The sequence below is a fragment of the Globicatella sulfidifaciens DSM 15739 genome (genome assembly GCF_900167405.1).
Classification (GTDB): Bacteria; Bacillota; Bacilli; order Lactobacillales; family Aerococcaceae; genus Globicatella; species Globicatella sulfidifaciens.
In genome coordinates this window covers 80,915-93,528 of record NZ_FUWO01000002.1, presented here as the reverse complement: position 1 = coordinate 93,528, position 12,614 = coordinate 80,915, and the positions used below count along the sequence as shown (strand labels likewise).

8 protein-coding genes and 1 pseudogene are annotated in these 12,614 nt (G+C 34.1%); 1 reads left to right on the top strand and 8 read right to left on the bottom strand.

What is annotated here, in order from left to right; all coding sequences use genetic code 11:
* Positions 1–4: 4 nt before the first annotated feature.
* The 4 genes from B5D12_RS01545 to xylA form a co-directional block, all read right to left on the bottom strand.
* The gene (locus tag B5D12_RS01545; RefSeq protein ID WP_078755173.1) at positions 5–1,486 is read right to left on the bottom strand and encodes a sugar ABC transporter ATP-binding protein; all 1,482 of its coding nucleotides are present in this window, start codon (positions 1,484–1,486) and stop codon (positions 5–7) included.
* Positions 1,487–1,496: 10 nt separating this feature from the next.
* Positions 1,497–3,113 (bottom strand): glycoside hydrolase family 43 protein, encoded by a 1,617-nt coding sequence (locus B5D12_RS01540; RefSeq protein WP_078755172.1) that lies wholly within the window; start codon positions 3,111–3,113, stop codon positions 1,497–1,499.
* Between the two features lie 275 nt (positions 3,114–3,388).
* The gene (gene xylB / locus B5D12_RS01535; RefSeq protein ID WP_078755171.1) at positions 3,389–4,861 is read right to left on the bottom strand and encodes a xylulokinase; all 1,473 of its coding nucleotides are present in this window, start codon (positions 4,859–4,861) and stop codon (positions 3,389–3,391) included.
* Positions 4,862–4,884: 23 nt separating this feature from the next.
* The gene (xylA, locus tag B5D12_RS01530; protein ID WP_078755170.1) at positions 4,885–6,192 is read right to left on the bottom strand and encodes a xylose isomerase; all 1,308 of its coding nucleotides are present in this window, start codon (positions 6,190–6,192) and stop codon (positions 4,885–4,887) included.
* Positions 6,193–6,424: 232 nt separating this feature from the next.
* On the opposite strand from xylA, the gene B5D12_RS01525 reads away from it, so the two are divergent.
* Entirely contained in the window at positions 6,425–7,870 is a 1,446-nt protein-coding gene (locus tag B5D12_RS01525) for an AAA-type ATPase lid domain-containing protein (RefSeq protein ID WP_078755169.1), read from the top strand.
* Positions 7,871–8,005: 135 nt separating this feature from the next.
* On the opposite strand, the gene B5D12_RS01520 is transcribed toward B5D12_RS01525, so the two are convergent.
* The 4 genes and pseudogenes from B5D12_RS01520 to B5D12_RS01505 form a co-directional block, all read right to left on the bottom strand.
* The gene (locus B5D12_RS01520) at positions 8,006–10,372 is read right to left on the bottom strand and encodes a phosphoketolase family protein (RefSeq protein WP_078755168.1); all 2,367 of its coding nucleotides are present in this window, start codon (positions 10,370–10,372) and stop codon (positions 8,006–8,008) included.
* 118 nt (positions 10,373–10,490) lie between these two features.
* Positions 10,491–10,765, bottom strand: a pseudogene (locus B5D12_RS01515) (transposase); the annotation flags it as partial.
* Positions 10,766–10,923: 158 nt separating this feature from the next.
* Entirely contained in the window at positions 10,924–11,163 is a 240-nt protein-coding gene (locus tag B5D12_RS10375) for a DUF6171 family protein (protein ID WP_078755166.1), read from the bottom strand.
* Between the two features lie 3 nt (positions 11,164–11,166).
* Complete coding sequence (locus tag B5D12_RS01505; RefSeq protein ID WP_078755165.1) at positions 11,167–12,609, bottom strand: alpha-N-arabinofuranosidase; 1,443 nt, start codon at positions 12,607–12,609, stop codon at positions 11,167–11,169.
* Positions 12,610–12,614: the final 5 nt, after the last annotated feature.

The window sequence follows — 12,614 nt, the reverse complement described above, 5'->3', positions numbered from 1 at the left end:
TCACCTATCCTAGCGTTGCTAATTCCATTATTTTTTCTTGTGTACTTTCTTCGATGGACAGCTCACCTGTTAATCTTCCTTCGTTAAGGACATAAATTCGATCGACTGTTCCTAATAATTCCGGAATTTCACTAGAGACTATAATAACCGCTTTGCCATCCGCTACTAACTGATTAATAATGGCATATATCTCACTTTTAGCTCCGATATCAATACCTTTGGTAGGTTCATCAAAGATGTAAATATCATTTGAAGTATTTAACCATTTTGCAAGTACAACCTTTTGTTGGTTACCTCCTGATAAGGAAGATACTGGCTTGTCAACACTACTAATTTTTATTTGTAGGTTTTCAACCAATTCATCAACTTTTTTCTTAACTTCCTTGTGATTAATAATATTAGATTTTAAGGCTGTCATATTAATATTTTCTTTAATAGAAAGTCCCAAAGCAACACCTTGGTTTTTTCTATCTTCCGTTAATAAACAGATTCCTTTGTTGATTGCTTCTACTGGTGATTTAATATTAACTTTTTGTCCTTTTACAAATATTTCCCCGCTTTCAACAGGATCTGCTCCAAAGACTAGTCTCATTAATTCCGTACGGCCACTCCCCACCAAACCTGCAAAACCTACCACTTCACCTTTTCTAACGTTAAATGATACATTTTTTACTGCACCTTTAGTATCTGATAGATTTTTTACTTCTAGAGCAATTTCACCAACCTCAACATTTCTTTCTGGATATAAATTATCCAAGTTACGTCCCACTAATTTTTTAATAATTTCTTGGTCTGTTAAGTCTTTAACATTATCTGTACTTATATATTGTCCATCACGTAATATCGTGATACGATCACATAATTGGTGGATTTCCTCCATTCTATGCGAAATATAAACACTTGAAATACCTTTTTGTTTTAAAGCATTGATTATTATGAATAGTACTTCAACGTCTTTATCTGATAATGAAGTTGTTGGTTCATCAAAGATGATAACTTTAGCGTTTAAACTGAGTGCTTTTGCGATTTCAATCATTTGCTTACTTGCAGTTGATAATTTATAAACCACATCCGTAGGTTTAATATTGACTCCTAACATATTTAAATAATATTCTGTATTATCATTTAATTTTTTGTAGTCAACGATTCCTAATTTTTCATTTTTATATGGTAATCGTCCCATATAAATATTTTCTGCAACTGTTAATGATTCAGCCAAGTTAAATTCTTGATGGACAAATCCAATTCCCAAATCTTTAGCAATTTGTGGAGAGTGGTTTTCTATCATTTGGTTTCCGAAGAGAATTTCTCCAGAATCTTTTTGAATTACTCCACCAAGAATGTTCATTAAAGTTGATTTCCCTGCACCATTTTCCCCCATTAAAGCATGTATCTCACCTTTTTCTACTTCTAGTTGAACATTCTTTAATACTTTTACTGGTCCAAAAGATTTGTTAATATCTTTCATAGAAAATAGTATTGTCATTATTACACCTCTAATCCAATTCTTGATACTTGAAGTAATCTATGTAAGATTTCAATCCATATCCCGAATAGTCAATATTAGCCATTCCTACAAAAGCCCCTGTAAAGAAACCTCCATAGTGCATATTGACATAATCATCTGATAAAATTTTAGCATCTAAAATGATATTAGTTGCTTTCCATTCTTTTCCATCGAATGAATACTCATAGGTATAATGAGTCGTTCTTACCTTACTTCTTAAATAGACATATTCTACATTTTCGGGGATTGCAATTTTATTTTTTGCAAAATAACTTGTTAATTGTCCATTATCACTTTGTAATATTTCTAATGATTTACCTGTGTTTTCATCCCAAGTTATCGCAATCATTGACCAATGATTAGAATTATAGTAATTAACTAATCCTGAAATTTGTTGGAATGTTGTCGGTTCATACTTAATTTTTATTTCAGCATCAAATTCAAATGCTTGCCATCTTCTTGCAACTAGAGAATTTGTATGTAAATTATTAAATGATCCTCTACCATTCAATACTAAATGGCTATCTTTAATTTCTCCCATTTGAGCATCAAATGGTACTCTTACTGTATTGAAGTTGATATCTAGCTCGTCATTATCAAAGTCATCAAACTGACTATTAACTTGATTTCCTTCGATTTCTGCCGTTACAAAACTAGGCGCTTCAACTTCTAGTGAACCTTGTTTTCCACCGACAATATATGGCCAATCGTTTTCATCCCACTCTACTTTTTGTATAGCTGTTTCACGACCAAGTGTACACCAACCTCTTGGATCTGTGACCGATTCTGTCTCATGGTGCCAAGGTCTACCAGTTAGATGTGCGAAGTACCATTCTCCGGTTTGAGTTTCTACTAAAGATCCATGTCCACATTTTTGTAATGGATTTCTCGGAGAATCAAAAGCAGTTAAGAAAATATCAGGTTGACTTTCGTACTCCCCGTATAGTTCGGTACTTCTTGCCACCACTTGTTGATGTGTATAAACTGTTCCACCTTCAGCACAGAATAAGTAATAGTATTTTCCAATCTTATAAATATGGGGTGCTTCGGTCAGTTTAACTTCTGTCCCATTCCAAATAATTTTGCTTGTTTCTGGTAATAAACGTTTTTCTTCATGTGAATATTCCGTTAATTTGATTCCATGAAACGGATGCATGTATTCGCGATGATCCCATTCCATTTGTACGAGATATTTTTTGCCATCTTCATCGTGGAAAAGAGATGCATCAAATCCAACACCATTTAATACAATTGGATCACTCCAAGGTCCCATAATAGAAGGTGATGTAATTAAGTAGTTTGTAACATCTTTAAATGAGCCTTCCACAACTTTTACATCACTATAAACAATCCAAAACAATCCATCTGCATATGAAATATCCGGTGCCCAAACCCCACCAGAATCTGGATTCGCTTTCATATCTAATAAAGTTGTTGTAGATAATGGATGTGTTAATAATTCCCAATTAATTAAATCTTTTGATTGGTGAATTTGTATACCTGGGAACCATTCGAAAGTTGAAGTAGCAATATAGTACGTATCTTCTACTCGAATCATTGATGGATCCGGATTAAATCCTTTCAAAACTGGATTTATTATTTTCATTTTTAGATACCTCCAAATTATTATTGAGTTCGTTAGTTCTCTAAACTAACTAAAGTATATCGTTTTTTGTCTATTTTGTAAAGGATTTTTTTATATAAATTCTTAATTTTTCGCTATTTCGAACTTAATAGAAATTTAGCTGACCAATTTTTTGCTTTCACTAATTCATAAATGTTTTCAATATTTTCATTATAATTTTTCAACTCTCACTAAATTGATTAACAATAAATGAATAAAAGATGTTGGTGAAAACCACCAACATCTTAACTAAGGGGCTAAATTTGTTTAATTGCAGGATATACTTTTTGATATCTTTCATAAACTTCTTGATATTTCGCTACATTGTCGGCATTAGGTTGATAATGGTTGTCATATTTCACAAATTTAGAAATACAATCTTCTACAGAATCCACCACTCCACTACCAATGGCAGCCAACATCGCTGCACCTACACCTGGCCCTTGCTCTGTTTCTAGTGTAATAATCTCAGCGTTAAATATATCTGCTTGCATTTGCAACCAGTCTTTATTTTTGGCTCCACCACCTACTGACACTAACCGATCAAACTCTTGATTGGAAACATTACTCATAATCATTTGGGCGTCTTTTAAAGAGAAAGTAATCCCTTCTAAAACTGCTCTAGCAAAATGTTTTAATCCATGACGAATATCGATATTGGTAAAACTTCCACGAATTTCACTATCATTATGAGGGGTGCGTTCTCCGGTAATGTAAGGGGTAAATAATAATCCTTCTGAACCTGGTTCAATTTTATCAATACCTTCAAGTAATTCTTCAAATTTTAAATTGCTTGCAAAGGTATTTTTGAACCAGTTTAATGAATTTCCAGCTGCCAAAGTCACTCCCATAGCATAATATAAATCGGGAGCACTATGATTAAACAGATGGACTTTCCCTTTATAATCAACTTCGGCTGTTGGTTCACTTGCCAAGAACACACCACTCGTTCCAATTGAAATCATACCTAATCCTTTATCAACTATCCCTGCACCTAAAGCAGCACAGGCATTATCGGCTCCACCGGCATGAACACTCACATCATGAGTAAAGCCATATCGTTCTTTTATGTCAGTTGTAATTGAGGCTACTTTATCGATTGAACGATGCAAGGTTGGTAAAATGGAACGGTTAATATTAAATTGAGTTAAAATATCTTCCGACCAATCCAATTTTTCTATATCCAATAAAAGAGTACCCGCAGCATCCGAATAGTCCATTGAATACTCTCCGGTTAGACTATAAACCAAATAATCTTTTGGTAGCATTAAATGCTTCGTTTTCTGCCAGTTTTCTAGTTCATTTTCTTGAATCCATAAAATCTTTGGTAATGTGAAACCTTCAAGTGCTATATTTTTAGTAATCGCTAATAACTCAGGTCCAAATTCCTCCATAATGGTTTGACATTGTTTTGTGGTTCTGACATCATTCCATAAAATAGCCGGTCTTATCACTTCGTTATGTTGGTCGAGTAAGACTAAACTATGCATTTGACCAGAAAAACTAATGGCAACAAGACGCTCTGAAAAATCATCAACACGATTGTTCAACTCATCCATTACATTAAACATAGCCTCTTTCCAATCCAATGGATTTTGCTCACTATACCCTGGTTTAGGCTGTAATAAAGCATAATTTTGATCAGCGGTGGTGATTAATTCGCCAGATTCATTAAATAATAAACCCTTTAATGACCCTGTTCCTAAGTCAATACCTAAAACATAACTCATCTGTCCCACCTCAACTTTCTAAATTAGAATAATAAATCATTTAAACGAGATTTAACAACCTCTAAATGACCTGATTCTAATCGAATATCTTGGTTTTCCATTGCATAAGCAGTTAAGCTTTCTAAATCTTCTTCGCCGTCTACAATGCGTTTACCTACACCTTCAGTGTAACTTGCATAACGTTTTTCACGTAAATCATCTAAGTAACGTGTTTCTTTTAATTTCGCTGCTGCTTTTAAGCCACGTGCATAGGTATCCATACCCGCAATATGCGCTAATAATAAGTCTTCCATTTCATGTGATGAACGTCTTACTTTCGCATCAAAGTTAATACCACCCGGTGCAATTCCACCATTTTCTAAGATTTCATACATTGTAAAGGTTGTATCATACACATTTGTTGGGAATTCATCCGTATCCCAGCCTAATAATAGGTCACCTTGGTTGGCATCGATTGAGCCTAATGCCTCATAGTTACGTGCCACATTTAATTCGTGTTCAAAAGTATGACCTGCTAATGTCGCATGGTTTGCTTCTAAGTTTAATTTGAAGTCGCCGTCTAAACCATATTTTTGAATAAATGCCATTGTTGTCGCTGCATCAAAGTCATATTGGTGTTTTGATGGTTCTTTTGGTTTTGGTTCAATTAAGAATTGTGGTTTATGACCAATTTTTTCGCCATAAGCAATCGCCATTTTGAATAAACGCGCAATATTATCTTGTTCTAATGCCATATCAGTATTTAATAATGACTCGTAGCCTTCACGACCACCCCAGAATACATAGTTTTCGCCACCTAATTTTTTACTGATGTCTAAACCTTTTTTCACTTGGGCTGCCGCATAAGCAAATACATCTGCATTATTAGATGATGCTGCACCATTGTTATAGCGTGGATGAGAGAACATATTAGCGGTATTCCATAATAATTTAATACCTGTTTCATCCATTTTTTCTTTAATTAAATTGGTAATTTCATCTAAATTTTGGAAGAATTCTTCTAATGAATCACCTTCTGGTGCGATATCCACATCGTGGAAACAGAAATATTCTACCCCTAATTTTGTTAAGATTTCAAAGAAAGCCTCTACACGATTACGCGCTGTGTCCATTGGTGTTTCACCAAACCAAGTACGTTCATTAACAGGGTTACCAAATGGATCGCTACCGTCTTGGGTCATGGTATGCCAATAAGCAACCGCAAAACGTAAATGTTCTTTCATTGTTTTGCCTAAAACCACTTCTTCTGGGTTATAGTGACGGAAAGCAAATAAATTATTGGTTTCTTTGCCTTCATATTTAATTTGACTAATCTCTGGGAAATAACTCATTTTTCATTCTCCTCTTCTTTTTGGGTTTGTTTGTCTAATAAACTAACTAAATAAATTGTAACGTTTTCAAATGTTATTGTCAATACTTTTTATAAATTATTTTTTTATTCTTAATATAAGCATCATTAAAAATAAAGGTGTTGTTATTCATCTTTTTTTAATATCTGATGCATTTTCAACTTAATACGACTACTATCGATTCTTTTTGAATAGCTTAATTTGACAATCAAAAATGACTATAAAGTTAGGTCAAAATAATTTGCATCAAACGATTATTTATACCACTGATTCTCTTTATAAAGAAACTAAACAAGTTGTTGACTCCCTCGATGTCACAATACCCATCATTGCGATTCATTCGTGGGAGCATTTGACGGATGAATTAAATAAATTATCCGAGAAAGAATATTCTACACTGATTACTGATTCCTATTTATATCCAATTACTCGCTTAACTGCTTATGAAACTTTAACTTATCTGGTCTCTAGCGAAACCATCAATCGTCTAATAAAACATATCATTGAAGTCATGTTACCTATTAAAAAAATAAAATTTTATAATTCACTGTTAAAGTATTTACTTACTAAGAATCAAATTGACTATTTAATTTATGATGATCAACAACAATTATTATTCGAACACGACACATTACATTTTAAATTACCTATTTCTCCGTCCATATTAGATTTATCCAATCAAAATTATGAAACAGAGGAAGATAAATTTGTTTTTGAAAATGAAATTTACCATCTATATTCTAAAAAGAAAAAGCAAAATATTGTTGAACTCGTACATCCTGTAGTAACGCTTCATTCCCTAACAAATTTTAATGACTTATTGCCAAATAACTACCTTCGACCTGTGTTAAATACATATTTAGATAATATAAAGTTTAGTAAAATTACTTCGAACTATTCCTCATTCTTTGTCTATGGTAATGTGAATACCTTAAAAAGCTTGATGGGGATAGTAATCGGTCAACACAATAATTTAACCATTCAGAATTATTATCTAATTGATTGCCGTCAATTTGATTCAAACTGGTGGATTCTCGCTCCAATTTTGCTATCACAATACAATTCTCGTTATATTTTTCAACATACTGAGTGTCTGTCCGAATTTGACCAAGATAAATTAATACAAGTTGTCAATAATAACTTACAAAATGATCTTTCGTATTGTGTTTACCTTTATGAAACTGAGGAGTCAAATACCGTTGTACGAAATTCAATTTATTATCAATCTTTTCCCATACGAATGCTCAATCTAAATGAGTATGTTGATTTTGAGGTAATTATCCGCTTGATGACGCATCATTATTGTCAGATAATGGATAAAACCATCTTTCATTATGATCAGCCGGCACTTGAACTGCTTGAATCTTATCATTGGCACTTAAATTTTGCTCAGCTTGAAGCAGTCATTAAATGGATTGTTGCTTTAAATGAAGAAATTCGTGTGACCGCAAATCGCGTAAAAGAAAGTCTCAAAATTGTCCAAATGAATCAATTTAAAAAATCGTATCTCAAGGATGCAACAGTGACCAACAATCTTAAACTAGATGAATACATTCAAGAAATTATTCAAACAAAATTAAAAGAATTTGGCAATAATAAAGAAAAAACTTTACAAGCATTAAACATCAGTCGTAGTCGGTTAAATCGCTATTTGAAATAAATTAATCCCTCATTGGTAGGGGGGATTGACAAATATTCTTTAAATCCAATTCGACATTGAGCCAAATAAACAAGCCCCTTAGGTAAACAATTATTACCTAAAGGGCGTATGCATGATACAGAATAAATTAAAGCGTTATTTGGTTAATGATTCCCATTTCCAATCTAAAACTTCCGGAATATCACTTCCATGTTTACGGATATAATCTGTATGATAGGCAACGGTATCTAACATTTTTTCTTTAAACGCTCCTGCCGCATCACCATAAACAGCCTCAGCTGCATCTTTTGCTAAATGGAAACGATCGAGTTCTGATAATACACGCATATCAAATGGTGTGGTAATATCCCCATTTTCACGGTAACCGTGGATTGAAATATGATGATTTTGACGTTTAAAGAACATATCGCGAATCATCCCTTCATAACCGTGGAAAGCAAAGATAATCGGCTTATCAGTGGTAAATAGGTTATTAAACTCATCGTCAGTCAATCCTCTAGCATCAACATCTGGATGTCGTAATTTTAATATATCGACTATATTTATAAAGCGAATCTTCATTTCAGGGAACGCTTTGTTCAATATTGATATTGCTGCGAGTGCTTCTAAGTTTGGCTCCGTACCGGCCGCTGCAATGACTACATCTGGAGTTTCCCCATTATCTGTAGATGCCCAATCAATTACTTTATAGCCTTTTTCTACCAATTCTTGCGCTTCATCAGCTGAGTAGAATTGCGGACGTGGATGTTTTGAAGAAACAATTAAATTAATTTTATCTTCGTCTCGCAAAGATTTATCCATTACAGCTAATAAACTATTGGTATCTGCTGGTAAATATTCACGAATAAATTCAGGTGTTTTTTCAGCTAAATGTGTCAATAAACCTGGATCTTGGTGCGTATAACCATTATGATCTTGTTGAAATACTGTCGATGTCGCAATCAGGTTTAATGACGGATAATTTTTACGCCATGGTGCATGTGTTTTAGACTTACGTAACCATTTAAAATGTTGGGTAATCATTGAATCGACTACTCGCAAGAATGATTCATATGAAGCAAAGAATCCATGACGTCCAGTTAAGACATAACCTTCTAGGAATCCTTCTGCTTGATGTTCGGATAATTGTGAGTCAATGACACGACCAACTGGTGAAATCCATTCATCATATTCTTTATTCACACGTCCTAACCATTGGCGGTTTGTCGCATCAAATACATGTTGTAGACGATTAGATTTTGTTTCATCTGGTCCAAAGATACGGAAGTTTTTTGGATTTTCTTTTATTAAATCAGCCGCATATTTACCTAACTCAATCATATCTTGTGCGATTATTTCACCAGGTTGTCCTATGTCTAACGCATGTTGTCTCCAATCGGCTGTGTTCATCTTTTCAACGATCCCTGCATTCGTTACAGGATTCATTGACATTCTACGATGACCTTTTGGTGAAATAGCACGAATTTCTGCTTTAATATATCCTTTTTCATCAAATAATTCTTCAGGCTTATAAGATTCTAACCATTCCACCAAATATGGAGCAGTCGTCATATCTTTACCTGTAACAGGAATTGGAACTTGATGGGCTCTAAAACCTCCTTCAACAGGTTCGCCATTCCATTCTTTTGGCCCCGTCCATCCTTTTGGTATGCGGACAATAAGAACAGGCCATTTAGCTTGCGTTGCTTCTTCAGCTGGATGTTTTCTTGCTTCGGTTTGAATATTTTTAATTAATTCAATTGCTTCATCTAACTTTTTGGCCATTTGCGGATGAACCACTTCAGGATCTGTTCCACCTACAAAAATAGGGGTCCAGCCCAATCCATTGAACATATCCATTAATTCTTCATTAGTTTTACGTTCTAAAATAGTTGGATTATGAATTTTTCCACCATTTAAATATAAAATGGGTAAAACAGCACCGTCATTCACAGGGTTGATAAATGTATTTGAGAACCATCCAGCTGCTAGTGGTCCTGTCTCAGCTTCCCCATCTCCAACCACTGTTGCTGCAATTAAATTTGGATTATCTAAAATCGCACCGGTAGCATGAGAAAGCGAATAACCTAATTCTCCCCCTTCATGAATTGACCCTGGCGTTTCTGGCGCAGCATGTGAAGCAATTCCTCCAGGAAAAGAGAAAATTTTACATAATTGTTTTAAGCCAGCTTCATCTGGTGTGATTTCTGGATATAGTTCTGAATACGATCCATCAATAAATGAATTTGAAACCATCACCTGTCCACCGTGTCCAGGTCCTTCAATATAGAACATATCTAAATCATACTTGTTAATTACACGATTCAAATGAGCATAAATAAAATTTTGACCTGAAATAGTCCCCCAGTGTCCAATTGGCGTTAATTTTACATCTTCACTTGATAACTCTTTACGTAATAAAGGATTATCTTTTAAATACATCTGTGCCACAGAGATATAGTTCGCTGCTCTCCACCATTTATCTACTTTTTCCAAGTAGCTTTTATCATCATAATTAGTCATTGTTGACTCCTCTCAATAAGTACTGCTTAAATCTTTAGTTAGTTTGTATTCCAAACTAACTTATGAGTATATTGTAAAATAACAATGAATTTATGTCAATGGTTATATAATAAATTCACAAAGAAGAGGAAAAATTCCCACCTCTTGTTCTTAGTACTATAGGTTTAACGTTACTAGTCGTGTTGTGTAGTCACGATCGTAATAGCCATTACGATAACTCATTCTATTTGGATCGCGTTGATAGGCTTCGTTATCTAAGTATTCATACCGTTCTTTCTCCATCAGTTGATTAAATACCTTGGTTAAAATACTCTTAGATATGTTGTCTTTGACTTCTACGCCAATTAAGTTTTTAATTTCTTCTAGATTCAGTGTAAAATGCACTTGGGGCATTTTGATTCCTCTCGTTTTGTTTATTACTCTTAAAAGTTTGTACCATTTATGATGGGAAGAGTGACTCTTCCTTTTTACACAATTATATGGACTCTATCAAACATCTTAACTTTTATATGTTCCCCGATTATTTTTGAGACTTTGTGGCCATCCTGTTATTACTTCCAATAATTCATTGGACACTGTTTTATTGATAAAGCCGTTCTAAATTTATAAAAACAGCCACATTTACTACATGTATGTCCATGACGATAAGGACAACTTTCACAGATAAGTTGTCTCTTACGCCATTCTTCCTCTTTGACTAAATTTATTTCCAAAGAAAGTTGTTGATTGATTAAGTTATCGATATCTATTGAAAGTATATTCCCTTTTCTTTCGCAGCCTTTACATGACATTCGTTACACTTCCAACTCAAGACTTACGACTGACATTGCCGGTAATTTAATATTTAGTTTTCTGCCCTCAGTCCGTATATTCTCATAATCTTCAATTTTTACATTATTTGGATTTCCAAAGGTATTATGTGCATCCATAACCTTAGTTGTTAGTATCTTACCTGCATATTTATGAATCTCGGTTTCAAAATTTAATTGAAGTTCTTGTTCGTTTTCCAAGCCATAATGACAGATTGTTACTGTTAGTTTGTGCTCTTTTTTGGAAACTGACAATGAAATATTTTCGGGTAATTCACCATAGTAATCAACCAATTCAGCATCCTGATGATTTTTATACATATTGAATACATGATATGTTGGTGTTTTTACCATTGCTTTTCCTTCAGTTAAAATCACTGATTGCAGTACATTAACAGTTTGAGCTAAGTTGGCCATATAAACTCTGTTCGCATGATTATTGAAAATATTTAAGGTTATAGCAGCTACCATTGCATCGCGAATCGTATTTTGTTGGTATAAGAACCCTGGATTAGTTCCTGGTTCAACTGCAAGCCAAGAACCCCACTCATCCACAATTAATCCTATACGTTGTTCAGGGTCATATTTATCCATAATTATAGAATGCTTCTGAATCAATTCGTCCATTTTTTTGGCACTCTTCATTAATGACCACCATTGAGATTCCGGAAATCCAGTTGCTGGTCCTTTATCTAGCCATTCTCCTGTCAAGGCATAATGGTGTAAGCTAATTCCGTCAAACCAAGGTCCCGCTTGCTTCATTAATGTATCCATCCAATAATAGTCATCAATATTGGGGCCGCAAGCTATTTTATAAATTTTTTCTGTACCATACTGTCTTACATATGTTTGGTATTGACGATATAGGTCAGCGTAATATTCTGGGCGCATATTTCCACCACAACCCCAGCTTTCATTTCCAACTCCGAAAAATTTCATTTTCCAAGGTTCTTCTTGTCCATTTTCTCTTCTTAGATTTGCCATCGGAGATTCACCGGCCATTGTAATATATTCAACCCATTCTTGCATTTCTTGAACAGTACCACTGCCCACATTACCATTCACATATGCTTCGCAATCTAACTGTCTTACTAATTCAAAAAACTCATGTGTTCCGAAATGATTATTTTCAGTTACTCCACCCCAGTGAGTGTTCACAATTTTTTTTCGATTCTCTTTTGGACCGATACCATCTTTCCAATGATATTCATCCGCAAAACATCCACCCGGCCAACGTAATACTGGTATTTGAATTTCTTTCAATGCCTCCACAACATCGGTCCTAATCCCGTTAACATTAGGTATTTCTGAGTCTTCTCCAACATAAATACCTTCATAAATACATCTTCCTAAATGCTCTGAAAAATGACCATAAATATATTTACTAATAGTTGGTCCGTTTTTTATATTTAAAACATTAATTGTCATTTGTT

What these genes read in the sequence shown, in the direction of transcription:
- B5D12_RS01545 (WP_078755173.1), bottom strand. Translation starts at nt 1,486, where the DNA reads ATGACAATACTATTTTCTATGAAAGATATTAACAAATCTTTTGGACCA.
- B5D12_RS01540 (WP_078755172.1), bottom strand. Translation starts at nt 3,113, where the DNA reads ATGAAAATAATAAATCCAGTTTTGAAAGGATTTAATCCGGATCCATCA.
- xylB (WP_078755171.1), bottom strand. Translation starts at nt 4,861, where the DNA reads ATGAGTTATGTTTTAGGTATTGACTTAGGAACAGGGTCATTAAAGGGT.
- xylA (WP_078755170.1), bottom strand. Translation starts at nt 6,192, where the DNA reads ATGAGTTATTTCCCAGAGATTAGTCAAATTAAATATGAAGGCAAAGAA.
- B5D12_RS01525 (WP_078755169.1), top strand. Translation starts at nt 6,425, where the DNA reads ATGACTATAAAGTTAGGTCAAAATAATTTGCATCAAACGATTATTTAT.
- B5D12_RS01520 (WP_078755168.1), bottom strand. Translation starts at nt 10,372, where the DNA reads ATGACTAATTATGATGATAAAAGCTACTTGGAAAAAGTAGATAAATGG.
- B5D12_RS10375 (WP_078755166.1), bottom strand. Translation starts at nt 11,163, where the DNA reads ATGTCATGTAAAGGCTGCGAAAGAAAAGGGAATATACTTTCAATAGAT.
- B5D12_RS01505 (WP_078755165.1), bottom strand. Translation starts at nt 12,609, where the DNA reads ATGACAATTAATGTTTTAAATATAAAAAACGGACCAACTATTAGTAAA.